At 73.7% G+C, this 23,909-nt stretch carries 23 protein-coding genes and 1 pseudogene; 10 read left to right on the top strand and 14 right to left on the bottom strand.

What is annotated here, in order from left to right; all coding sequences use genetic code 11:
- The first annotated feature begins 19 nt into the window (after positions 1-19).
- Positions 20-1,036: a LacI family DNA-binding transcriptional regulator gene (locus J7462_RS05995; protein ID WP_208566815.1), complete on the top strand. Its 1,017-nt coding sequence runs from the start codon at positions 20-22 to the stop codon at positions 1,034-1,036.
- 55 nt (positions 1,037-1,091) lie between these two features.
- Here J7462_RS05995 and J7462_RS06000 read toward each other — a convergent pair whose 3' ends face one another.
- Genes J7462_RS06000 through J7462_RS06035 form a run of 8 tightly spaced genes read right to left on the bottom strand, consistent with a single transcriptional unit; the run spans position 1,092 to position 8,769 of the window.
- Entirely contained in the window at positions 1,092-1,700 is a 609-nt protein-coding gene (locus J7462_RS06000; protein WP_208566550.1) for a bifunctional 4-hydroxy-2-oxoglutarate aldolase/2-dehydro-3-deoxy-phosphogluconate aldolase, read from the bottom strand.
- On the bottom strand, positions 1,697-2,815 hold the full coding sequence (locus J7462_RS06005) for a sugar kinase (protein WP_308290775.1): 1,119 nt from the start codon (positions 2,813-2,815) through the stop codon (positions 1,697-1,699). Before J7462_RS06005 ends, J7462_RS06000 begins: the two co-directional genes overlap by 4 nt.
- On the bottom strand, positions 2,812-3,774 hold the full coding sequence (locus tag J7462_RS06010) for a PmoA family protein (RefSeq protein ID WP_308290776.1): 963 nt from the start codon (positions 3,772-3,774) through the stop codon (positions 2,812-2,814). Before J7462_RS06010 ends, J7462_RS06005 begins: the two co-directional genes overlap by 4 nt.
- On the bottom strand, positions 3,771-4,403 hold the full coding sequence (locus J7462_RS06015; protein WP_255597600.1) for a hypothetical protein: 633 nt from the start codon (positions 4,401-4,403) through the stop codon (positions 3,771-3,773). Before J7462_RS06015 ends, J7462_RS06010 begins: the two co-directional genes overlap by 4 nt.
- Positions 4,400-5,281, bottom strand: coding sequence for a carbohydrate ABC transporter permease (locus J7462_RS06020; RefSeq protein WP_255597601.1), 882 nt, complete (start codon positions 5,279-5,281; stop codon positions 4,400-4,402). The genes J7462_RS06015 and J7462_RS06020 overlap by 4 nt, the downstream gene beginning before the upstream one ends.
- Positions 5,281-6,258 carry a carbohydrate ABC transporter permease gene (locus J7462_RS06025; RefSeq protein ID WP_219462493.1) on the bottom strand — a complete coding sequence of 326 codons (978 nt, stop codon included), beginning with the start codon at positions 6,256-6,258 and terminating at the stop codon, positions 5,281-5,283. The genes J7462_RS06020 and J7462_RS06025 overlap by 1 nt, the downstream gene beginning before the upstream one ends.
- Before the next feature lie 35 nt (positions 6,259-6,293).
- The gene (locus tag J7462_RS06030) at positions 6,294-7,634 is read right to left on the bottom strand and encodes an ABC transporter substrate-binding protein (RefSeq protein ID WP_219462496.1); all 1,341 of its coding nucleotides are present in this window, start codon (positions 7,632-7,634) and stop codon (positions 6,294-6,296) included.
- A gap of 16 nt (positions 7,635-7,650) precedes the next feature.
- Positions 7,651-8,769 carry a LacI family DNA-binding transcriptional regulator gene (locus J7462_RS06035; protein ID WP_219462497.1) on the bottom strand — a complete coding sequence of 373 codons (1,119 nt, stop codon included), beginning with the start codon at positions 8,767-8,769 and terminating at the stop codon, positions 7,651-7,653.
- Positions 8,770-9,009: 240 nt separating this feature from the next.
- Here J7462_RS06035 and J7462_RS06040 point away from each other — a divergent pair, with 240 nt between their 5' ends.
- From J7462_RS06040 to J7462_RS06065, 6 genes and pseudogenes are all read left to right on the top strand, one after another.
- Positions 9,010-10,338, top strand: coding sequence for a Gfo/Idh/MocA family protein (locus tag J7462_RS06040; RefSeq protein ID WP_219462499.1), 1,329 nt, complete (start codon positions 9,010-9,012; stop codon positions 10,336-10,338).
- 139 nt (positions 10,339-10,477) lie between these two features.
- Positions 10,478-11,901: pseudogene (gene uxaC / locus J7462_RS06045) on the top strand (glucuronate isomerase).
- Complete coding sequence (locus J7462_RS06050) at positions 11,898-13,202, top strand: enolase C-terminal domain-like protein (RefSeq protein ID WP_219462501.1); 1,305 nt, start codon at positions 11,898-11,900, stop codon at positions 13,200-13,202. Before uxaC ends, J7462_RS06050 begins: the two are co-directional and overlap by 4 nt.
- A complete protein-coding gene (locus J7462_RS06055) occupies positions 13,193-14,683 on the top strand; it encodes a mannitol dehydrogenase family protein (protein ID WP_219462503.1) in 1,491 nt (496 codons plus the stop codon). Before J7462_RS06050 ends, J7462_RS06055 begins: the two co-directional genes overlap by 10 nt.
- Positions 14,680-15,999, top strand: coding sequence for a Gfo/Idh/MocA family protein (locus J7462_RS06060; protein ID WP_374197504.1), 1,320 nt, complete (start codon positions 14,680-14,682; stop codon positions 15,997-15,999). Before J7462_RS06055 ends, J7462_RS06060 begins: the two co-directional genes overlap by 4 nt.
- A 43-nt stretch (positions 16,000-16,042) precedes the next feature.
- Entirely contained in the window at positions 16,043-17,389 is a 1,347-nt protein-coding gene (locus J7462_RS06065) for a polysaccharide lyase family 1 protein (RefSeq protein WP_219462506.1), read from the top strand.
- Positions 17,390-17,517: 128 nt separating this feature from the next.
- On the opposite strand, the gene map is transcribed toward J7462_RS06065, so the two are convergent.
- On the bottom strand, positions 17,518-18,288 hold the full coding sequence (gene map / locus J7462_RS06070; RefSeq protein WP_219462508.1) for a type I methionyl aminopeptidase: 771 nt from the start codon (positions 18,286-18,288) through the stop codon (positions 17,518-17,520).
- Positions 18,289-18,354: 66 nt separating this feature from the next.
- Here map and J7462_RS06075 point away from each other — a divergent pair, with 66 nt between their 5' ends.
- From J7462_RS06075 to J7462_RS06085, 3 genes are all read left to right on the top strand, one after another.
- Positions 18,355-18,657: a helix-turn-helix domain-containing protein gene (locus J7462_RS06075; RefSeq protein WP_219462511.1), complete on the top strand. Its 303-nt coding sequence runs from the start codon at positions 18,355-18,357 to the stop codon at positions 18,655-18,657.
- Between the two features lie 182 nt (positions 18,658-18,839).
- Positions 18,840-19,343, top strand: a complete 504-nt coding sequence (locus J7462_RS06080) for an ATP-binding protein (protein WP_308290777.1) — start codon at positions 18,840-18,842, stop codon at positions 19,341-19,343.
- A gap of 60 nt (positions 19,344-19,403) precedes the next feature.
- Complete coding sequence (locus J7462_RS06085; RefSeq protein ID WP_219462514.1) at positions 19,404-20,120, top strand: HD domain-containing protein; 717 nt, start codon at positions 19,404-19,406, stop codon at positions 20,118-20,120.
- 119 nt (positions 20,121-20,239) lie between these two features.
- On the opposite strand, the gene J7462_RS06090 is transcribed toward J7462_RS06085, so the two are convergent.
- The 5 genes from J7462_RS06090 to J7462_RS06105 form a co-directional block, all read right to left on the bottom strand.
- The gene (locus J7462_RS06090) at positions 20,240-20,680 is read right to left on the bottom strand and encodes a barstar family protein (protein WP_219462516.1); all 441 of its coding nucleotides are present in this window, start codon (positions 20,678-20,680) and stop codon (positions 20,240-20,242) included.
- A gap of 62 nt (positions 20,681-20,742) precedes the next feature.
- A complete protein-coding gene (locus J7462_RS06095) occupies positions 20,743-21,114 on the bottom strand; it encodes a ribonuclease domain-containing protein (protein ID WP_219462518.1) in 372 nt (123 codons plus the stop codon).
- A 341-nt stretch (positions 21,115-21,455) separates the two neighbouring features.
- Positions 21,456-22,070, bottom strand: a complete 615-nt coding sequence (locus J7462_RS31875; RefSeq protein WP_374197505.1) for a hypothetical protein — start codon at positions 22,068-22,070, stop codon at positions 21,456-21,458.
- Positions 22,003-22,698, bottom strand: coding sequence for a cellulose-binding domain-containing protein (locus tag J7462_RS31880; RefSeq protein WP_308290778.1), 696 nt, complete (start codon positions 22,696-22,698; stop codon positions 22,003-22,005). Before J7462_RS31880 ends, J7462_RS31875 begins: the two co-directional genes overlap by 68 nt.
- Positions 22,699-23,027: 329 nt before the next feature.
- On the bottom strand, positions 23,028-23,882 hold the full coding sequence (locus J7462_RS06105) for a hypothetical protein (protein WP_219462520.1): 855 nt from the start codon (positions 23,880-23,882) through the stop codon (positions 23,028-23,030).
- Positions 23,883-23,909 lie beyond the last annotated feature (27 nt).

Consider the following 23,909-nt stretch of genomic DNA (forward strand, 5'->3'; position numbering starts at 1 on the left):
GACACTTTCGGGGGTGCCCATGGCGACGCTGGCCGATGTCGCCCGTCGCGCCGGGGTCTCCCCCGCCACCGCCTCCCGGGTGATCAACGGCAGCAGCAAGCCCGTCGCCGACAACCTGCGCGAACGGGTGCTGCGGGCCGTCGCCGACCTGCGCTACGTGCCGAACGCGCACGCCCAGCTGCTGGCCCGCCCGCAGCGCAGCGTGGTCGGCGTGGTGGTGCACGACGTATCCGACCCGTACTTCGCCGAGCTGACCCGGGGGCTGCAACGGGTCGCCACCGACCACGGCCGGCTGGTCATCATCTGCAACAGCTACCGCGACCCGGAACGCGAGCTGGAGTACGTGGAGATGCTGCGCGCCCAGCAGGTCGCCGCGATCGTGCTGGCCGGTTCCGGCTACCACGACGCCACCTTCACCGCCCGGCTCGCCGAGAAGCTGGCCGCCTACGAGACGACCGGTGGCCGGGTGGCGGTGGTGGGCCGGCACGAACACCCGGGCGACGCGGTGATGCCGGCCAACACCGACGGCGGCCGGCTGCTCGGCACGGAACTGCTGCGCCGGGGGCACACCCGGATCGGGGTGGTCGCCGGCCCGCAGGTGCTGACCACGATCACCGACCGGCTCGACGGGCTGCGGGCCGCGCTCGCCGAGGGCGGCCACCCGCTGCCCGCCGAGCGCATCCGCTACGCCGACTTCGACCGCGACGGTGGCGCCCGCGCCGCCGGTGAACTGCTCGACGCCGTCCCCGGGTTGACCGCCCTGGTGGCGTTGAACGACTCGATGGCCGTCGGTGCGCTGACCCTGCTGCGCGCCCGCAACGTCGCGGTGCCCGGGCAGGTCTCGGTGGTGGGCTTCGACGACATGCCGGTCGCCGCCGACGTCACCCCGGCGCTGACCACCGTCCGGCTGCCGCTGGTGGAGCTGGGCGCGCGGGCGATGACCCTGGCCCTGGGCCCGGCGGCGGACCGGCCCCGGGTCGAGGTGCTGCCGGCCACCCTGGTCGTCCGGGACAGCCTCGGCCCCGCCCCGGACTGATCCGCCCGCACCGGGCAGGCACCACGGCGGGTGGGTGGGCGGGGTCGGCACCGGCTCAGGCCGGGGTCGTCGCCAGCTCGGCGAGCCGGTCGATCTGCCGAGGGTCGGACAGCGCCGAACCCACCGCCACCACCCGCACCCCGGCGGCGAGGAAGTCGGCGGCGTTACCGGCGTCGATCCCACCGGTCGCCACGAACCGCAGCTCCGGCAGCGGGCCGGCGACCGCCTTGAACCACTGTGGGCCGAGGCTGACCGCCGGGAACGCCTTGAGCCAGATCAGCCCGTGGTCGAGCGCGAGCTGCGCCTCGGTGGGGGTGGCCACCCCGGGCAGGTGCGGGATGCCGTAGCTGACCGCCGCGTCGGCCACCGCCAGGTCCAGCCCGGGGGCGACGGTGAACGCCGCCCCGGCGCTGGCGGCCTGCCGGACCTGGGCGGGGGTGCGCACCGTGCCGGCGCCGACCCGCCGGCCCCGGTCCTTGCCGGCCTCCACCGCCGCCCGCAGGGACAGCGTGGCGTCCGGGGTGCGGATCGGCACCTCGACCACGTCGATGCCGAGGTTCCAGGCCCGTTGGGCGAGCCGGACGGTCTCCGCCGGCGGCAGGTCCCGCAGGATCACCATCACCCGCGCGGTGCCGAACAGGGGTGCGAAGTCGTGCGCGGTCATCGACCGTTCCTTCCGGTGGCGGGGGTGGGGAGCAGTCCGGCGTCGACCAGGTCCAGGCTCGCCCAGTCCCCCGCCGGCAGGGCCAGGAGCCGGTCGGCCAGCGCCCGGCGCGGTGGCGGGGCGGTGTCCCCGGCCACGGTCAGGGCGGGGGCCGCGCAGAGGTGCCCGAGCCGCAGGCAGTGCTCCAGGTCGAGGCCGCGCAGCAGCCCCGACAGGCAGCCGGCGGCGAACGCGTCGCCGGCCCCGACCGGCTCGTGCACCGGCACCCGCAGCGCGGGGACGAAGACGTCCGGTCCGCCGCGGGGCAGCGCGGTGACACCGACGTCGGCGTCCTTGACCACCACCAGTTCCGGACCGGGCAGCAGGTCGCGTACGGCGTCCGGAGCGGTGACGCCCCACAGGGCGCGGGCCTCGTCGAGTCCGACGAGGACCACGTCGGCGGCGTCGGCGAGCCCGCGTAGCACCGGCGCGGCGGTCTCCGCCGACCACAGCCGGGCCCGGTGGTTGACATCGAAGGTGACCCGGGCGGCGGGCAGTGGCCGGTCGGTGAGCGCCCGGCGCACCAGGGCCGCACAGGACGGCGAGAGGGCCGCGGTGATCCCGGACAGGTGCAGCAGCCGGGTCCCGGCCAGCGCCGGGTCGTCCAGCACCTGCGGGTCGAGGTGGGACGCCGCCGAGCCGGACCGGTAGTAGTGCACGGCGGTGCCGCCGGGCATCGGGTCCTTGAGGTAGACGCCGGTCGGGGCGGTCGGGTCGACGGTGACCAGGCGGGTGTCCACGCCGGTGGCGGCGACGTGCCGCAGCACCCGCCGACCGAACGGGTCGTCGCCGACCCGGCTCACCCACGCCGTCCGGTGGCCGAGCCCGGCGAGCGCGGAGGCCACGTTGGACTCGGCACCGCCGACGGAGACGCCCAACCGGTCGGCCCGGTCCAGCGGACCCGTCGGATCGGGGCTGAGCACCACCATCGACTCGCCGACGGTGACCACCTCCGGCCCGACCGACGCCTGCTCAGCCGACCGGTCGGCGGACAGTCCCGCGGCCGACCGGTCGGCGGACACTCCCGTGGCCGGCCGGTCGGCGGATGGTGCCGTGGCCGGCCGGTCGGCGGTCACACCGGCTCCGCGGCGGCGAGCAGGGCGACCACGCCGGCCCGGTCGCGTACCCCGTCGGCGACCAGCACCCGGTGCCGGCCGGCGCGGCGGCCACCGGCGGGCACCACGGCCGGCCGGTCGAAGGCGAAGGCGACGCAGACCCCCGGGTACATCGCGGTCCGCACGAACCACCTGTCGCCCAACCCGAGGCCGGTGAAGACCAGGGTGTACGCCCCACCGTCCGGCGCGACGCCGGTCAGCGCGACCCAGCGGGCGGCGCTGCCGTTGGCCGCCTGCTCCCCGTCGGCGTCGGCGGTGAACGTGACCGGCTCCCCGTCGGCGACGGCCCGCCAGAAGAACCCGCCGTAGCCGGCCCCGTCGGGTCGCCCGTTGGTGGCCGGGCTGCCCAGATGGACGTCCCGATCGGTGGGGGCGGTGAGGGTGTAGTCGACGTCGAGGGCCCAGGCGTCGGGGGCCACCGGGGTCGCGGCGAGCCGGCGGTGCTCGGTGAGCAGCACCCCGCCGTCGCGGTCACGCCACTGCAACACGTGCGCCAACCGGTCCGGGGTGCGTTCGCGCCACCGCGTGTGGGCAATCACCCCGTGGTCGTCGCGCCAGGTGTAACCGGTGTCCCGGACGTACGTCCGGCCACCCCACAGGTTGGTGCCGGCGACGTCCTGCACCGCCAGCGACGCCCCGAGGTGCCAGACGTGGTCGGCGGGCAGGGCGTCGGTGACCGGGGTGCCGGCCAGCGTCCGCACCGGGTGCAGGTAGGGCCGGGGCCCGTGCTTCGGGTCCAGGTCGGGGCGCACCACGTACCGGGCCACCTCGACGTCACCGACGTGCAACCGGGGCTCGTCGTCGCCCGGGCCGTCCGGGTCGAACCGGACCTGCGGCCGGGCGGATCCGGTCGAGTCCGCGCCGGGGCGGGCCGGTTCCGGGCCGAGCTGGGCCGGGGTGGGGTGGGGGTGACCGGTCACGGTGCCTCCGTCCGGGTGGTGGACCGGCGGGCGGCGACGGCGTGCAGGGCGGCCAACGCGTAGCCGGCCAGGATCGGCACCGCCACCGGGGTGACCAGTATCCCCAACAGAGCGGCCACCGCGCAGACCCCGCCGGCCGCCGCCCAGGTCCCCGGCCGGGCCAGGCCGGTCCGGGCGGCGACCCGGGCCGCGGCCCGAAAGCCCCGGCCGCCGGTACGACCGATCGCCACCACGGTCAGCCCGGCGTACCCGGCCAGCGCGGCGGTGACCACGGCGGTGCCGGCCAGCGCGACGCCGCCACCGGGCACCCGGCCGGTGGCCAGCGCCACCAGGTCGACGCCGAGCGCGACGGCGACGGCCACCCCGACGGCGCTGGCCACCAGGCCGGCGGGCAGGGCCCGGCCGAACCGGGACAGCGTGGTGCGCAGGTCCGGCCAGCCGCCGAGGGTCAGCCGGTCGTGCACGGCGGCGCTGGCGGTGGCCAGGGCCGGTGCGAGGGTGAGCACCGGCAGCGCGGCCAGCGTCACGGCGAACCCGAGCAGCGCCAGGTCGGTGGCGTCGCGCAGGGTGTCGCGCCAGTCCCGGCGCAGGGGCGCCTCGGCCGGCTCCGTCACCGGTACGGCGGTCATCCCTTCAACCCGCTGGTGTTGATGCCCTCGACCAGCATCCGTTGGAAGGCCAGGAAGAACAGGAAGACCGGCAGCAGCGACAGCACCGACATGGCGAACATCGGGCCGACCGCGCTCTGGCTGGTGGAGTCGATGAACAGGGTCAGCGCCACCGGCACGGTGTAGTCGTCCAGGCTGGACAGGAAGACCAGTTGCCGGAAGAAGTCGTTCCAGGTCCAGATGAACGAGAAGATCGCCGTGGTGACCAGCGCCGGGCGGCTCAGCGGCAGGATGACGTGCCGGAAGATGCCGTACGGGCTGGCACCGTCGATCTTGGCGGCCTCGTCGAGTTCGCGCGGGATGCCCCGCATGAACTGCACCATGAGGAACACGAAGAACGCCTCGGTGGCCAGGAACTGCGGGATGAGCAGCGGCAGGTAGGGCCACTCCCCGCCGACCAGGCCCAGGCTGCGGAACAGGATGTACTGCGGCACGATCAGCACGTGGCCGGGCAGCAGCAGGGTGCCGATCATGACGGCGAACCAGACCCCCCGCAGCCGGAACCGCAACCGGGCCAGGGCGTACGCGGCGAGCAGGCAGGAGGCCGCGTTGCCGACCACGGTCAACAGGCTGACCATGGCGCTGTTGAGGAAGAACGTGCCGAAGCTGAGGTCGAAGTTGCCCCAGCCGGCGGTGTAGTTGCCCGGGGTGAACCGCTCGGGCAGCAGACCGATGTTGTTGACGATCTCTTCCTGCGACTTGACCGAGGTGCCCACCATCCACAGCAGCGGATAGAGCACCACCGCCACGATCACGATCAGGATCAGCAGGCGTACGGCCTGCCGGCCGCCCTGCCGGCGACGGCCGGGCCGCCGCGCCGTCGAGGTCACCGCCACCATCACTTCTCCCCGTCGGAGTAGTGCACCCAGAACCGCCCGGTGCTGAAGAAGACCACGGTGATCAGGCCGATCGCGATCAGGAACACCCAGGCCATCGCGGAGGCGTAGCCCATCTCCAGGTCGGTGAAGCCTGCGATGTAGAGCTTCAGGGTGTACATCAGGGTGGAGTCGACCGGGCCGCCGGTGCCGTTGCTGAGCACGAAGGCGGCGGTGAAACCCTGGAACCCGTTGATGGTCTCCAGCACCAGGTTGAAGAAGATGACCGGGGAGAGCATCGGCAGGGTGACGTGCCAGAACTGCGACCACCGGCTGGCGCCGTCGACGGAGGCGGCCTCGTACAGCTCGGTGGGCACCTGCTTCAACCCGGCCAGGAAGATCACCATCGGGGCCCCGAACTGCCAGATCGCCAGCACCATCAGGGTTTGCAGCGCCCAGTCCGGGTCGCTGACCCAGGGCAGTCCCTCGATGCCGAACAGCGCGAGGAACGAGTTGAACGCGCCGTCCCGATTGAACATGTTGACCCAGACGATGGCCAGCGCGACGCTGCCACCGAGCAGGGACGGCAGGTAGAACAGCGCCCGGAACAGGCCCACCCCCCGCCAGGCCTTGTTGAGCAGCAGCGCCACCCCGAGCGCTGCGGCCAGCTTCAACGGTACGGCCACCAGGGCGAAGGTCAACGTGACCCGGACCGCGTGCCAGTACGACGGGTCGGCGGTGAACATCCGCTCGTAGTTGGCCAGCCCCACCCACTGCACCTCGGACAGCGGGGTGAGGATGTCGTAGTTGGTGAAGCTCAGCCAGAGCGAGAGCAGCATGGGGATCGCCGTGACGCCCATCAGTCCGATGAGCCAGGGCGAGAGGAATACGTAACCCGCCAGTCCTTCGGCGTGCCGGTCCCGCCCACCCCGACGCCGGTTGGCGCGGGGGCGGGCGGAACCGGTGCGTCCGGTCCGGCCGGGGGCCGTGGTGAGGGCCACGGGGCCGGCTCCTTTCGTCGACCGCGATCCGTCGATCAGGCGATCGCGGACTTGCAGGCGGCGATGAACTGCTCCGCCGCCTGGGCCGGGGTGGCCCGCTTGTACTGGACGTTCTCGGCGGCCTTGACCAGCTCGGACTTGACCTTGCTGTGCCCCTTGATCGGCACCTGCGGCGACTGGCCGAACTTCTGCGCCAGCTCGGTCTCGACCTGGATGGACTGCTTCATCGCCGGGTCGGTCACCGTCTCGCTGACCTTGGCCCGCAGGTCCATGTTCGACGGCAGCCCCCGGTCGGTGCCGAGCAGCGCCGCCGCCTCCGGGTCGTTGGCCAGGAAGTTGATCACGTCGACGGCGGTGTCGCGGTGCTTGCTGCTCTTGAACACCGACCAGTACATCGAGGCGCGGGCCCACTGGGCGCTCGGGTCACCCGGGTAGGCGACGACGCCCAGCTCGTCCTTGGTGTTCTTCTTCAGGTCCGGCATCTGGTTGACCCACACCCAGGAGGTCGCGGCCTTGCCGGTGACCACCAGCTGCTTGGTCACGTCGCTGGCGTTGCCCTCGTGGATCACGTCGGGGGTGGGGGTGGCGCCCCGGTCCCGGGCGCCCTTCCACAGCTCGAACCACTTCGTCACGTCCTCGGCGGTGAAGCCGAGGTCCTTGCCGTTGTAGAGGTCCTTGCCCTGCTGGCGCAGCCACACCCAGAACGCCTTGTAGTCGGCGCTCGGGTCCTGGGTGCCCGGGACCTTGGTCTTCTTGGCCACCTGCTCGGCCCAGGCGATGTGCTCCTCCCAGCTCTGGCCGGTGGTCGGCTCCGGGAGGCCGTTGCTGGTCAGCAGGGTCTTGTTGTAGACCAGGCCCTGGGTGTTCTCGCCGGAGGCCACCCCGGCCAGCTTGCCGTCGACGACGCCGTACTCCAACAGGCTCTTGGGGAACTTGGACACGTCGAGCTTGCCGGAGTCCTGGTAGCTCTTGAGGTCGAGCACGGTGCTGCGGCCGGCGTACTCGGACAGGTAGTTGTCGTCGATCTGGAACAGGTCCGGCGGGTTGCCGCCGGCGGTGAGGGTGGCCAGCTTGTCGAAGTAGCCCTGGTTGGCCTGCCAGGTCTTCTCGAAGGTCACGTTCGGGTGCTTCTTGGTGTAGAGGGCGAGGGCGTCCTCGGTGAGCTTGGCCCGCGCCTCACCGCCCCACCAGAAGATGGAGAGCTTGATCTGGCCGTCGGCACCGGCGTCGTCGTCGCCGCAGGCCGCCGCGCCGAACATCAGCGGTACGGCGACGGCGGCGGCGACCAGGCCGCGCAGGAATCGACGACGGGGTGCGGGGGTACGGTGGTGCGGCTCGGCCGGCGTGCCGGCGGTGGGGGACGTTGCGGGGTGCATGCGCTCACTCCTCGGGCTAGGAGGCGACGACGCCACCGGTGGTCACGGTCGGGCTGCCCGGGTCCGCAAGGCGATGCGGGCCCGGGCCATCCGGAACGGATCCGGGACGGGATCGACCGGGTAGGGGTCCGGTCGAGTCGCGAATGACCAGTTCGGTCTGGAGCATTACCTGTGCGGTGGTGCGTCGGTCGCCGACGGCCGCTGCCCGTCCCCCGCCGCGGGGGCGGAGTTCGGAGTCGTGTTGCAGCAGCATGTCGACGGCCGTCCGGCCGGCGGCCGCGGTTGGCGTGGCCACCGTCGTCAACTTGGGGCGGGTGAGTCGGCTCAGCGCGATGTCGTCGACGCCGACCACGCTGACGTCCTGCGGCACCCGGATGCCGAGGTGGTCGAGCCCCTCGATCAGCCCGATCGCCATCAGGTCGTTGTAGGCGAGCACGGCGGTGACGCCGCTGTCGCGTACCTGGGTGGCCAGTGCGCTGCCGCCGGTCTCGGTGGGCGGGTTCGGCCCGAGCACGGTCAGCTCGGCCCCGCCGGAGCGGGCGGCGGCCCCGGCCGCCCGGCGTATCTGCTGGTTGGTCCAGGAGCCGCGCGGGCCGCCGAGCAGGGCGAGCTGCCGGTGGCCGAGGCCGAGCAGGTGCTCGATCGCGGCGCGGGCCCCCTGGCCGACGTCCATCATCACGCAGGGCAGGCCGGTGACCTGCCGGTTTATCACCACCACCGGGACTTCCCGGCTGACCTGCTCGATCAGCGCGTTGCTCATCCGGGGGCTGCACAGCAGCACCCCGTCGACCTGCTTGGCCAGCGCGTGGACCAGCTCCTCCTCGGCGGCCGGGTCCTCGTTGGTGTCGGCCACGAAGACGTGGTAGTCGCGGTGCCGGGCCTGCCCCTCGGCCGCCTTGATCAGCGGTGGGAAGAACGGGTTGGCGATGTCGGCGATGATCAGGCCGATGTTGTGGGTCCGGCCGGTGATCAGGGCGCGGGCGGCCCGGTTGGGGCGGTAGCCGAGTTCCTCGGCGCAGGCCAGCACCCGGACCCGGGTCTCCGGGTTGACCAGGTGGGGTGCGGAGAAGGTGCGGGACACCGTGGAGATGTGCACGCCCGAGGCCCGCGCGACGTCGCGGATGGTGGCTGGCACGGGCGGCCCTCTCGTCGATGGTGTGGTCGGGGTCACGTGGGTGCCGCCAATTAATGCAAACGGTTGCTCCACTGTCAACGGGAGTTTGTTACAGGTCGATTGCGGAGGCGCTCCCGCCATGCCCCTTTAAGCCCACGAAACGGGATCTATGACACGGGATTGGCATCGATCGTTGACGTGCTCTTCATCGCCGTGGTTTCTTCACTGCAAACCTTTGCAGCAACCGGGGAGGTCCACCCGATGTCACCACCAGCCGCGTCCCGCCGCCGGCACGCCCTGGTCGGCACCGGGGCGCGAGCCGAGATGTTCGTCCGCGCCCTGGTCACCGAGCACGCCGACACCGCCGAGCTGGTCGCCTTCGCCGACGTCAACCAGACCCGGATGGACGCGCACAACCGGTGGCTGACCGAGCTGGGCCACCCGCCCGTGCCGACCTACCGGGCCGACGACTTCACCGCCATGCTCGCCAAGGAACGGGTCGACGTGGTCCTGGTGACCAGCGTCGACGTCACCCACGACGAGTACATCGTGGCGGCCCTGCGGGCCGGCTGCGACGTGGTCACCGAGAAACCCATGACCACCGACGCCCCCCGCTGCCGACGCATCCTCGACGCGGTCGCCGAGACCGGCCGGCAGGTCACCGTCGCCTTCAACTACCGCTACAACCCGTTGCACGAGCAGGTCAGAAGGCTGCTCGCCGACGGCGCGGTCGGCGAGATCGGCTCGGTGCACTTCGAGTGGCTGCTCGACGTACGGCACGGCGCGGACTACTTCCGCCGCTGGCACCGGGACAAGGCCAGCTCCGGCGGGCTGATGGTGCACAAGGCCAGCCACCACTTCGACCTGGTCAACTGGTGGCTCGACGCCACCCCCGTCGAGGTGTACGCGGCCGGGCGGCTGTTCTTCTACGGCGACGACGGCCGCCGGCACGGCTACGCCCGCGACTACGACCGGGCGCACGACTCCCCCGCCGCCACCGACGACCCGTTCGCCCTGCGGCTGGCCGAGCACCCCCGACTGCGGGAGCTCTACCTCGACGCCGAGGGTGAGGACGGCTACCACCGCGACCAGAACGTCTTCGCCCCCGGCGTCACCATCGAGGACGACATGGCGGTGCTGGCCCGCTACTCCACCGGCGCGACGATGACCTACCACCTCACCGCGTACGCCCCCTGGGAGGGCTACCGGGTGATGGTCAACGGCAGCCGGGGCCGGCTGGAACTGGAGGTCACCGAGAGCGACTTCGTCAGCCCGGCCGCCGCCGGTGCGCTCAAGGGGGCGGCCCTGCACGGCGACGAGGCCGCCGCCGAGCACGGCGAGGCCACCCTGACCCTGCGCCCGTTCTGGGCCCCGCCCACCCGGATCCCCGTCGAGGGCTACACCCGGCAGGGCCACGGCGGCGCGGACACCCGGATGACCCGGGTGATCTTCGGTGGCGAACCGGACCCGCTGGACCGGGCCGCCACCGCCCACGACGGGGCACTGGCCCTGCTCACCGGCCTGGCCGCCAACCGGTCCTTCGCCACCGGCGACCCGGTGCGCGTCGCCGACCTGCTCACCCTGCCCTGACCGCTGCCGGCCGACCCTGCACCCACCCTGACCCGTTGCGGCCCAGCCACCTGCCTAGCCCGGCCGTTCGGGGCCCACCCCACCACCGTCCCCGCCCTGATCCGCCGACCCGCCGCCCGTACCCGAGGAGTCCCCCGACGTGCCGACCTCTCCTGACCTGCTCCTGCCGACCGACCCGGGCGTCCGGGCCATCGCCCGCGAGCTGTACGCCCTGGCCGGGCCGCAGCCGATCATCTCGCCGCACGGACACGTCGACCCGGCGCTGCTGGCCGAGGACCAGCCCTTCCCGGACCCGGCCCGGCTGCTCATCGTGCCCGACCACTACCTCACCCGGATGCTGCTCAGCCAGGGCGTCCCCCCGGCCGAACTGGGCGTGCCCAGCGTCGACGGCAGCCCGGTGGAGACCGACGGCCGGACGATCTGGCGGCGCTTCGCCGCGCACTGGCACCTGTTCCGGGGCACCCCGTCCCGACTGTGGCTGGAACGCACCTTCAGCGAGGTGTTCGGGGTGGACACGGCGCTGACCCCGGACACCGCCGACGCCGTCTACGACGAGGTGGCCGCCCGGCTGGCCGAGCCGGCGTACCGGCCCCGGGCGCTGTTCGAACGGTTCCGGATCGAGGTCCTCGCCACCACCGAGTCGCCCCTGGACGACCTCGCCGCGCACGCCAAGCTCGCCGCCGACGGCTGGGGCGGCCCGGGCGGCCGGGTGGTCACCACCTTCCGCCCGGACAACGTGGTCGACATGGAGTTCGACGGTTGGGCCGACAACGTGGCCCGGCTCGGCGAGGTGGCCGGCGTCGACACCGGCACGTACGCCGGTTACCTGGACGCGCTGCGGGCCCGCCGGGCGGCGTTCGTCGCGGCCGGCGCGACCTCCTCCGACCACGGCCACCCCACCGCGCGCACCCTGGCGCTGAGCGCCGACGAGGCGGCCCGGCTCTACGACAAGGGCCGGCGCGGGCTCGCCGACGCCGCCGACGCCGAGACGTTCCGGGCGCACATGCTGGTGGAGTTCGCCCGGATGTCCCTCGACGACGGGCTGGTGCTGCAACTGCACCCCGGGGCGGTGCGCAACCACAACCGCCGGCTGTACGCCACCCACGGCCGCGACGTCGGCGGCGACGTCCCGCACGCCACCGAGTACGTGCACGCGCTCGCCCCGCTGCTCGACGCGTACGGCAACGACCCGCGGCTGCGGGTGGTGCTCTACACCCTCGACGAGTACACGTTCACCCGGGAGCTGGCCCGCTGGCCGGGGGCTACGCCGCGCTCTACCTCGGGGCGCCCTGGTGGTTCCTGGACTCCCCGGAGGTGCTGCGCCGGTTCCGGGAGGCGGTCACCGAGTCCGCCGGGTTCTACAACACCGCCGGGTTCGTCGACGACACCCGCGCGTTCTGTTCCATCCCGGTCCGCCACGACGTGGCCCGCCGGATCGACGCCGGTTTCCTGGCCCGCCTCGTCGCCGAGCACCGGTTGACCGAGGACGAGGCCGCCGAGACGGTCGTCGACCTGGCGTACCGGCTGCCCAAGAAGGTCTTCAGGTTCGGAGGGTCCGCATGAGCACCAGGATCACCGACGTCGACGTGCACGACGTCCGGTTCCCCACCGCGGCGGCCGGCGACGGCTCCGACGCGATCAACCGGGGTGACTACTCGGCCAGCTACGTCGAGCTGCGCACCGACGGCGGCCCGACGGGTGCCGGGTTCACCTTCACCAACGGCCGGGGCAACGAGATCACCTGCGCGGCGATCGAGGCCCTCGCCCACCACGTGCGGGGGCGCACCGTCGAGGAGATCGCGGCCGAGCCGGTGGCGTTCTGGCGCTCGCTCACCGCCGACGTGCAGCTGCGCTGGCTGGGACCGGAGAAGGGGGTCATCCACATGGCCGCCGGCGCGCTGGTCAACGCCGTCTGGGACCTGCGGGCCAAGCTGGCCGGCAAGCCGATGTGGCGCTACCTCGCCGAGCTGTCCACCGACGAGCTGGTGGCCAACATCGACTTCCACCACATCACCGACGCGCTCACCCCCGACGAGGCGGCCACCCTGCTCGACAAGGGACTGGTCGGAGGGTCGGAACGGCTCGCGGAACTTGAGCAGAACGGTTTTCCGTCGTACACCACGTCGGTGGGGTGGTTGGGGTATCCGGACGAGAAGGTGCGGGCGCTGACCCGCGAGGCGTACGCCCAGGGGTGGCGGGCGATGAAGATGAAGGTCGGCGGCCCGCCGGCCGACGACCTGCGCCGGGCGCGGATCATCCGGGCCGAGATCGGCCCGGACGCGCTGCTGATGATGGACGCCAACCAGGTCTGGGACGTCGACGAGGCGATCACCAACATGACCGCGCTGGCCGAGGTCGACCCGTACTGGATCGAGGAGCCGACGCACGCCGACGACATCCTCGGCCACGCCCGGATCGCCCGCGCGGTGACCGCGTCGACCGACGGCCGGTGCCGGGTCGCCACCGGCGAGGTAGCCGCCAACCGGGTGATCTTCAAGCAGCTGCTCCAGGCCGAGGCGATCGGGGTGATGCAGATCGACGCCTGCCGGGTCGCCGGGGTCAACGAGGTGCTGGCGGAGATCCTGCTGGCGGCGAAGTTCGGGGTGCCGATCTGCCCGCACGCCGGTGGCGTCGGCCTCTGCGAGTACGTGCAGCACCTGGCGATCTTCGACTATCTGCGGGTCGGTGCCAGCCTGGACGGGCGGATGGTCGAGTACGTCGACCACCTGCACGAACACTTCGTCGACCCGGTCCGCACCCGGGGCGGCCGGTACCTGCTGCCCACCGCCCCCGGCTACAGCGCCACCATGCGCCCCGAGTCGATCGCCCGGTTCCGCTTCCCGGACGGCCCGGCATGGCGGTGAACGTCGGCACCGACCGGTTGGGGCTGGCCACCCTGCGCCGGGTGCCCGAGCAGAGCCGACCGCTGATCCGACCGGGCAGCGTGCCGGCCGGCATCGTCCACCTGGGACTGGGCGCGTTCCACCGGGCCCACCAGGCGGTCTACACCGAGGCCGCGGTCGACGCGGCCGGCGGCGACTGGGGCATCATCGGCGTCGCGCCGCGCAGCACCACGCTGGTCGAGGCCCTCGCGGCGCAGGACGCGCTGTTCAGCGTCACCGCGCTGGCCGTCGACCGGGCCGAGACCCGGGTCGTCGGCGCGCTGGCCGGGGTACGGCACGCCGCCAGCGACCCGGCGGCGGTGCTCGCGCTGCTGGCCGACCCGGCGATCCGGGTGGTGACGCTGACGGTGACCGAGAAGGCGTACCACCTGGACCCGGTCTCCGGGGTGCTGCGGGCCGACCCGGAGCTGACCCGCGACCTGACCACCGACCGGCTACCGGTCACCGTGCCCGGCCTGCTGGTGCGCGGGCTGCTCGCCCGTGCCGCCGCACAGGCGGGGCCGATCGCGCTGGTCAGCTGCGACAACCTGCCGTCCAACGGGCGTCGGCTGCGCGGCCTGGTGCAGCAGTCGCTGGCCCTGGCCGGGGTGCCGGACGCCGTGCTGGACGCCCTCGCCGGGCAGGTGAGCTTCCCCGGCACGATGGTGGACCGGATCGTCCCGGCCAGCACCGACGCGACGCTGGCGGACGCCCGCGCCGCGCTCGGGGTGACCGACCTGGCGGCGGTGGCCGCCGAGCCGTACACCCAGTGGGTGGTGGAGGACGACTTCCCCGGCGGCCGGCCCCGGTGGGAGCGGGCCGGTGCGGTGCTCACCACCGACGCCGGCCCGTGGGAACGGCTGAAGCTGCGCGGCCTCAACGGCGTGCACTCGGCGGTGGCCTACCTGGGTGCGGTGGCCGGCCGCGAGACGATCGCCGAGGCGCTGGCCCTGCCCGGCCTGACCGACGTGCTGCGCCGGTTCGTCGCCGACGACGTGGCCGAGAGCTTCACCCCACCCGACGGGGTACGGGTCACCGGGTACGGCGACGAGGTGCTGGCCCGCTTCGCCAACCCGGCGATCCGGCACCGCACCCTCCAGGTGGCGATGGACGGGTCGCAGAAGCTGCCGCAGCGGGTCCTGCACACCGCCGTCGACCTGCGCGCACAGGGCCGGCCGGCGTACTGGTCGGCGCTGGTCGTGGCGGCCTGGCTGCGGTTCCTCGACGGGCGGGCCGACGACGGCACGGTGCTGCCGCTGGACGACCCGCTGGCCGACCGGATCACCGCCGCGCTCGCCACCGCCGGGGGCACCCCCGCCGGCACGGTCGAGGCGCTGTTCGCCCTGCCGGAGGTCTTCCCGGCCGCGCTCGCCGACGACGACGGGTTCCGCACCGACGTCACCGGCTGGCTGGGCGCGTTGCGTACCCACCCGGTGGCGGCGGTCCTGGCCGGTGCGGCGTGACCGCCCCGGTGCCGCCGGCCGCCGTCGGCGGGCTCGCCGCCCAGGGCGCACCGGCGGCGACCACCGGGATACCGTCGGGCTCCCCCACCGGGACACCGCCGGGTGGCCCGGCTGGGGCCGCCCACCCCGACCACCCCGCCGGGACCGGGGTCGCGGTGCCCCGGGTGGCGATCGTCGGCGCGAACGGGCACGGCCGCTGGCACCGGCGGGCGGTGGCCCCGCTGCACGCGGCGGGACGGCTGCGGCTGGTGGCGCTGGTGGACGTACGGCCGATCGAGGACGAGCCGGCCGCGCCGGTGCCCACCGGGACCACCGTGCACACCGACCACCGGGAGATGCTCACCGCCGCCCGCCCCGACGTGGTGATCGTGTGCACCCCGCCGCACACCCACCTGCCGATCGCCCTGGACGTCCTCGCCGCCGGTGCCGACCTGCTGCTGGAGAAGCCTCCGGTGCTGTCCACCGCCGAACACCGGACGCTGGCCGGGGCGCTGGCCGCGACCGGCCGGGCCTGCCAGGTCGGCTTCCAGGCGCTCGGGTCGGTGGCGCTGGCGCAGTTGTCGGCCGCCGTCGGGCAGGGCCGGCTGGGCACCGTCACCGGCATCGGCACGGTCGCCTGCTGGCAACGCCCCGACAGCTACTACGCCCGTTCCCCGTGGGCCGGCCGGCGCACCCTGCACGGCCGACCGGTGCTCGACGGGACGTTGGCCAACCCGCTGGCGCACGCGGTGATGCAGTGCCTGGCGGTGGCCGAGACGGTGACCAGCGCCCCGGTCCGGCCGGCCCGCATCGAGCTGGAGCGCTACCGGGTCCGGCCGATCGAGGTGGACGACACCGCCACCCTGCGGATCGTCACCCCCGGCGGGCCGCCGATCGTGGCGGCGGTGACGCTGGCCGGGGAGGACTTCGTCGCCGGTGAGGTGATCGTCACCGGCACCACCGGGCGGGCGGTGCTGGAGTACCCGACCGACCGGCTACTGCTGCCCGGTGACCCGCACCCCCGGGAGGTGCCGGGCCGGCAGGGGCTGCTGGCGAACCTGCTCGCCCACCGCGCCGACCCGGACGGCACCCCGCTGATCGCCCCGCTGGCCCGCACCGCACCGTTCACCGCCGTGCTGGAACAGGTGCGGCAGGCCCCCGAGCCGACCCTGCTCGACGGCGACCTGGTCACGGCCGCCGGCAGCGGGCCGGAGCGGGTGGTGACGGTACGCGGGATCAACGCGGTGCTGCGCCGGGCCGCCGAGCAGGGCGCGCTGCTGTCGGAGCTGGCGGTGCCGTGGGCGGTGCCGCCGGCGCGTATCCCCCTGGCGGCATAGGACGACTGACGCACCACCCACCACCACCCTTCGGGAGAGTCCCATGCGTCCACGCACCACCGGGGCGGCCCTGGTCGCCCTCACCCTCCTGCTGACCTCGGGCACCGCCGCGTACGCCGCGCCACCCGACGGGCCGCCCCGGGGCGTCGAGCGGTTCGCCCGGCAGACCCTGCCGGCCGGTGACGGCTGGGCGGCCGACGGCCCCGGCACCACCGGCGGCGCGGCGGCCGCCCCGGACCAGGTCCACCTGGTGCGCAGCCGGGCCGACCTGGTCCGCGCGCTGGGCGGCGACAACGCCACCAACAAGAGCAACGCCACCCCGAAGGTGATCGTCGTGGACGGCACCGTCGACGGGTTCGCCGCCGACGACGGCCACCTGCTCGGCTGTGCCGACCTGGCCGACCCGGAGTACAGCCTGCCGGCGTACCTGGCCGCGTACGACCCTGCGGTATGGGGCATGGTGCCGCCGACCGGGGCGCTGGAGGCGGCCCGGGTGCGCTCGGTGGCCAACCAGACCCGCCAGACGCAGATCAACGTCGGGCCCAACACCACCATCGTCGGCCGGCACGGGGCCACCCTCACCGGGCTGACCCTGATGATCGACGGGGCCAGCAACGTCATCGTGCGCAACCTGACCTTCGACGACGCCCGGGACTGCTTCCCGGCCTGGTCGCCCACCGACGGCGCGACCGGCAACTGGAACTCCCAGTACGACCAGGTCTCGGTACGCCGCAGCGAGCACGTCTGGGTCGACCACAACACCTTCACCGACGGCGACAACCCGGACAGCGGGCAGCCGGTGTACTTCGGCCGGCCGTACCAGGTGCACGACGGCTCGCTGGACGTCACCCACACGGCGAGCCTGGTGACCGCCTCGTACAACCGGTTCACCGGACGGGACAAGCTGATGCTGATCGGCTCGTCCAACACGGTCGGGCCGGACGTCGGCCGGTTGAAGGTGACGCTGCACCACAACCTGTTCGACCGGGTGCTCCAGCGGCTGCCCCGGGTGCGGTTCGGCCAGGTCGACGTCTACAACAACTGGTACCGGCTGGCCGGCGACGACTTCGCGTACGCGATCGGGGTGGGCGTGCAGTCCGCCGCGTACGTGGAGAACAACTTCTTCACCCTGGGTGCCGGCATCGCCCCCGACGGCCTGCTCTACGACTGGGGTGGCACCGCCGTCACCACCCGGGGCAACTGGGTCGACGCCGACCGGGCGTTGCCCCGCCCGGTCGACCTGGTGGCCGCCTACAACGCGACCCACGACCCGGATCTGGGCGGCGACGCCGGCTGGACGCCGACCCTGCGCGCGGCGCAGCCGGTGCCCGCGCCGCTGGTGCCGCTCGTGGTGGGGCCGTTCGCCGGGGCCGGTCGACTGCCCTGGTGACCCGCGTCCGGGGCCGACTGTCACGGTGACCCGTTCCGGTCGGGCCGCGCCGTCGCCGGTGCGGTCCGACCGGTCGGTCGTCCCGGCCGGCGTGACATCGGCCGGGGCGGCGCTGACCGGGCCGGGGGCTACTTCGGCAGGGTCATCACCTCGGCGCCGTCGTCGGTGATGGCGATGGTGTGTTCGCTGTGTGCCGTCCGGCAGCCGGTCACGCTGCGCAGTGTCCAGCCGTCACGGTCGGTGACGAGTTCGGCGGTGTCCGCCATGATCCAGGGTTCCAGGGCCAGCAGCAGCCCGGGGCGCAGCCGGTAACCGCGACCGGGCCGGCCCGTGTTGGACACGTGCGGGTCCTGGTGCATGGTGGAGCCGACGCCGTGCCCCCCGAACTCGGTGTTGATCGGGTATCCCGCCGCGCCGAGGACGCTGCCGATGGCGTACGAGATGTCGCCGACGCGGGCTCCGGGGCCGGCGGCGGCGATCCCGGCGGCCAGCGCGCGTTCGGTCGCGTCGATCAGCGCGACGCTCTCCGGGGACGGTGTGTCGCCCACGACGAAGCTGATGGCCGAGTCGGCCACCACGCCGCCGAGGGAGACCGCGAGGTCGAGCGAGAGCAGGTCACCGTCGGCGAGCGGATAGTCGTGGGGCAGGCCGTGCAGCACCGCGTCGTTGACGGAGGTGCAGATGTAGTGGCCGAACGGCCCGCGTCCGAAGGACGGCTCGTAGTCGACGTAGCAGGACTGCGCACCGGCCTCGACGATCATCTGGTGCGCCCACCTGTCGATCTCCAGCAGGTTGGTGCCGACCACGCTGCGGCTCTTGAGCGTCCGCAGGATGTCGGCGACCAGCGCGCCGGTGTCCCGCGCGCGCAGGAGGTCGGCGGGGTTCAGGATCTCGATCATGCAGCGCCTTCCTCGGACCACCAATAAGTATCCCGGTCATGTTATCCCGGTACTAGAATCGCAGCCATGGTCAGGTTGCCGCTCACTCCCGCCGAGGTCGAACGCGGACAACGCCTCGGCGCCCTGCTGCGCCGCGCCCGGGGCCAACGGTCGATGCTCGGCACCGCGCTGGCCGCCGGGCTCTCCCCGGAGACCCTCCGCAAGATCGAATCCGGCCGGGTCGCCACCCCCGCCTTCCCGACCATCGCGGTACTCGCCGACGTCCTCGGCCTCTCCCTCGACGCGGTCTGGTCGGAGATCAACCAGTCCGACGGCGGCCTCGATCTCGCCGGCCCGGTGCACGACCCCGCCGGACGGCTGGCCTCCTAGCCCCCACCGCCGACCGACCCGGCCGGGCCCGGTGGCACCGAGCACCCGCCCGCCGGACCCGTGTGCGGCGTCACCGTCACGGGAAGACCCTGGTCCGGGTACGGCCGGCCGGGACAGGAAGAATGGCGGGAACGACGGTCGGGCCCGGCCCCGGCGGCGAGGATCAGCGGAGGTGGGCGCGGGTGACGGGTGGACGCGACGTCGGCGCGAGCTGCCCCGACCTGGTGGCCGCACGCCACCCCGCGCACGACCCGCCCGGCACGCCACCACCTGCCGGTCCGGCGGCCCGGGACGCGCCGGTGGTGTTCCGCGCCGCACTGGCCGCCGACCCGGCCCAGCTCTCCCCCACCCGGGAGGCGCTGCGGTCGTGGCTGACCGGGGCCGGGGTGGACGAGGCCGACGTGGAGGTGGTGCTGATCGCCGTCGGCGAGGCGTGCGCCAATGCCATCGAACACGGCTGCCGCTTCGCGTCCGGGGCCACCGTCACGGTACGGGCCGGACTGCACGCCGGCCGGCTGGAGATCGAGGTGTCCGACACCGGCGGCTGGCGCGACGGACCCTCCGACGGGCGCGACCGGGGCCGAGGGCGACTGATCATGGCCCGGCTGATGGACGAGGCACAGCTCGACGGCACCTCCGACGGGACGACGGTACGCCTGGTCAAGCACCTTTCCGGCAGGAGGTGACCCGGTCACATGCCCGACGACGGGGTCCGCTGGACAGTGAAGATCGGCTATAAGTAGGCGATGGAGTTCCCGCCGTACCTCGCCACCATGCCGATGCACGCGATCACCGAGCTGCACGGTGAGCCGGGCCTGCTGGCCCGGTTCCGGCTGGAGCTGCCGGCCTTCGCGGCGGCCGACCGGGACCGGCTGACCGCCGCCCTGGACCTCGCCGCCGAGCTGCACCGCGACGACCGCCGGTCCCGGGAGCCCTACCTCAACCACCTGCTGCGGGTGGCGATCCGGATGATGCACCACTACCAGGTGCGCGACGTCGACGTGATCGTCGCCGGTCTGCTGCACGACGCGGTGGAGGACCACCCCCGGGAGCTGGCCGGCACGCAGGCGTCCGACCCGACGGCGGCGGCGCTGGCCACGCTGGCCGACCGGTTCGGGACGCGGGTGGCCCGGCTCGTCGGCGCGGTCACCAACCCGGTGTACGACCCGGACCGGGACCCGCACGTGCAGTACCGCGAGCACGTCGCGGCCAGCCTGGACCGGGAGCCGTGGGCCCGGGTCATCAAGATCTCCGACTTCACCGACAACGGCGTGGGGGTGGTCTACGCCGTCGGGCCCAAGGTGGCCCGCTCGGCGGCGAAGTACCGCCCACTGGTGCCGGTGTTCCGGGATCTGATCGCCCGGCCGGACACCCCGCTGTCGGCACCGGTGAAGCGGCACATCTTCGCCCAGCTCGACCTGGCCGAGGAGCGGTTCAGCGCGATCCTCGACCACCCCAACTGACCTCGCCCCGCCGACACCTTCGCTGCGCCTCTCCCGCCGGCAGGTCGGGCGGGGCCGGCTCAGCGCCCCGGGCCTGCCGGTGGCCGGAAACGACCCGACCCGGCACGGCACCGCACGGCTCAGCGCGCCACGCCGCCGGGTGGGACGGCCACGCCACAGCCGCCGAGGACGGCGGAGAGCCGCAGTCGCAGGGCGGGCAACGCCTGCGGGGTGTCCCGCAGCACCAACCGGACCGGCTCCCGGGCACCCGCCGACACCCCGCCCACCACGTCGAGCAGTGTGCCGAGCTGGCCGGACGGCTCGTCGGCGAGCAGCAGGCCGGCGTCGATCACCTCCAGGGTGAGCGGGCCGGCGTCGAGCCGTTCGGCCAGCACGTCGGCGAGCGCGTCCCAGTTGCGGCCGAAGTGTCCGGGCAGGTCGAGGGCGACGGCGAGGGCGTCGAACAGCGCGGGACGGGTGCGGGCCGCCGCGCCGGCCACGGTGAGCGACGGCGTGGGATGCCCCGACGGCGACGGCTCGTCGGTCACCCGCAGCCAGCCCGGCTGGCGCTGTCCGGTCATCGTGCATCCTCCTGCTCACCCGGGGTGGGCCGGCCGACCGGCCCACCCCGATGGTTCCTGGCTCAGATCCGGTAGAAGTTCGCGTAGTGGTCGGGCGAGAACCAGGTCACCCCGGTGCTCCTGTTCACCACGATGCGGTACGCGTCCCGCGCCGCGCCGGAGACCCGCGGGTAGACGTCGTACTCGTAGTAGGTGGCGCCGCCGGGGAGCTGCCCCTCGTAGTTGTGGAACTGGCCGCCGGCGAAGTTCGACAGGCCGCCGCTCCAGGCGTACCAGCCCCGGCTGGTGGGGAAGCTCTTGGCCGACCAGCCGGATCGGGCGGTACGGGCGTCCGCGCAGCGGGACATCGTGCAGGAGCCGTAGACCGCCGCCGACGCGGAGTCGGCCAGCCTCGGGGTCACCACGGACGGCCCGACCAGCACCGCCGCGATCATGGCGGTCAGCAGCGCGAGGGTGCCCAGCAGCCGGTGCGGTCGGGTGACGGGGTGCGGGGTGGCGGGGTGCGGGGCGGCGGCGGTCGGGGCGGTGACGGGGTGACGGGGTTCGCGGGAGTGCGCAACGGGTCCTCCGGGTCGCGGGGGCCGACAGGAACGTATCGATCGGGATGGTTATCCCGGTCAGCCACATTCTGGCGGGAGGCGAACCCCGCCGACCAGAGGTCAGCCTGGCAACCGTGGATGAACGCACCATGATCGGCACGTCACCGCCGGCTGAAATGCTCGGGCGACACGGCCGGGACCGGGCAGCCCCGTCGGCCACCCGGTCCCGGCGGGGGTCAGCAGCCGATCCGGCTGCTGCCCAGGGCCACGTCGTCGTACCAGATGGTGTCCGCGCCCTCGCCGTAGCTCTCCCAGCCCAGCTTCAGGTCGGTCAGCCGGGGCCGCCAGGTGCGGTTGAGCCACTGGCCGTCGACGTCGTGGGTGGGCACCCCGTCGGCGGTCAGCCCGGTGATGGCGGTGCCGTCGAGCCAGGTACGCAGCTGACCCTGGTTGCCGTCGACCATGAACTCCAGGCACGTCCAGCGCCCGGTGGGCAGCGGCACGCTCAACGCCACCCCGGCCGGGCTCTGCTCGGGCAGGGTCGCGTCGTCGGAGGCCCGGTTCCACTGCAACGCGCCGTTCTGGCCGCCCATCCGCAGGTCCTTGTTGCCGTCGGCGGCGTCGGTCATCGCCGTCATGGTGACGTGCTGGGTCGGCAGGGCGGTGGTGTGGCGCAGCCAGATCCGGCCGTACCGGACGGTGCCCACGGCGCTGAGGTCCTTGTTGGACCGGACGAAGACGTGGTTGCAGTAACCGGCCGCGCCGTCGATGCGCAGCGAGCGGCTACCGCTGTGCGTGGTGGTCGTGTCCACCGCCGCCCGGCCCGCCCCGGAGCAGTCCGGGTTGACCACGCTCCAGTCGCCGGCCGGCGTCGAGCCGGTCTGGTTCTCGAATCCGTCGCAGAGCACCGCACCGGCGCACCCGGCCGGCGGCGGGGTGGTCGGCGGCGGGGTCGTGGGCGGGGGCGTCGTCGGCGGCGGCGTCGTGGGCGGCGGGGTCGTCGGCGGAGGCGTGGTCGGCGGCGGGGTCGTCGGGGCGGCGTGGTGGGCGGCGGCGTCGTCGGGGCGGGGTCGTGGGCGGCGGCGTGGTGGTCGGCGGCGGAGCGCCGTTGCACGGTACGCCGTTGAGCGCGAACCCGGTCGGCGCGGCGGAACCCGAGGTGCTGGTGCCCTGGACGCCGAACTCGGTCGAGCCGCCGGCCGGGACACTGCCGTTCCAGGCGGCGTTGCGGGCGGTGACCGTGCTGCCGACCTGGCTGACCTGGGCGTTCCAGCCACCGGTGATCCGCTGGCCGCCCGGGTAGGACCAGGTGACGGTCCAACTGCTCAGGGCGGTGTCGCCCGGGGAGACCCGGACGTTGGCGGTGAAGCCGCCGGTCCACTCGTTGGGCTGGTAGTCGACCCGGCAGCCCTGGGCCGCCGAGGCGGTGCCGGCGAGCACGGTGGTGACGGCCGCCGCCGCTGTGACGGTGGCAGCCACGGCGGCGGTGATACGGGTACGGGAAATCCTCACAGGGGTCCTTCCGGCTGGCCGTCGGGGAAACACCGACGGCGCGGGAGCATCGACATCGCTCGCGCGTCGACATGCCTCTCGGCACGTGGACAACAGCCCGGCTCAGGCCACACCGCCGCCCGGCAACAGGGCGGCACCCGGACCCCAATGTAGTGATGGTTGCCTATGGAAACAAGTGCCCCACCGCGTACGGCGATGGTCGCCGGCGCAAACCCCGGCGTCGAGCCCCACCCCGGTCGGCGTCACACTGCCGGCGTGCGGTCGACCCGCCACCGGGTCGACCGCACGCTGCCGCCTCAGCGGTCGGTGGACAGGCTGGCGCAGTCGGTCTCGTCGGGCAGCAGCGGCCGGAGGGTGATCGACCAGCGTTTCCCGCCGGAGGTCCACGGGGTCACCGCGTTGGCCTTGTCGGCGGCGGCGATCACCTGCTGCACGGCGGCCCCGGTGACCGTCACGCAACCCAGTTGGAGCCCCTCACCGAGACTGGTGCCGGGCAGCGCCGGGCCGGGCCACTCCACCCTGGGCTGCTTCGCGGTCTCCGGTGTGGCGACCCACGGCCCGGCCACCGCCGCGATGGCGGTCGGCTGGTACGGCTGCGTCGCGGCACCCGCCGGATCGGTCACCTTGTCGGCGAAGGTCCGCAGTTTCTCCCGGGCGGCCTGCTGGGCGGCGGTCAGGCCGGCCTCCGGGCCGGTCGCCTCACCCAGGGCGTAGACCTCCAACCGCTCGGTGCCGACCGGCCCCCGGATGGTGAACCGGGTGGTGGCCACGTCGGTGATCGACGGGGTGCCCACGTCGACGGAGCTGCCCACCCCGGCGGCGCGGGCCTGCTCGACCAGCTTCGCCACCTCGGCCTTGCTGATCGTGCGAACCTGGATGTTGGGCAGCGCCGGCCCGGGATAACTCAGGATCGTCGGCCCCTCGGTGATCACCCGACCGTCGCCGTAGACGCTGACGGCCGGCAGCCGGGTCACATTGGTCTCGGGCCGCACGAAGCCACCCGTGTAGTCGATCAGCAGCACCGGCACATCAGCGGGAAGAGCGGATGGGACCGCGTCGGGGGCCACACCCGCCCCGTCCTGCCCCGCACACGCCGCCGTGAGCAGGAGCACCGGAACAACCACCACCCACATGCCTCGAAAACTCGTCATACCCCTTGGACGCACCCAGACCCCCCA

It is taken from the genome of Micromonospora sp. RL09-050-HVF-A, from assembly GCF_019374995.1.
GTDB classification, from domain to species: Bacteria; Actinomycetota; Actinomycetes; order Mycobacteriales; family Micromonosporaceae; genus Micromonospora; species Micromonospora antibiotica.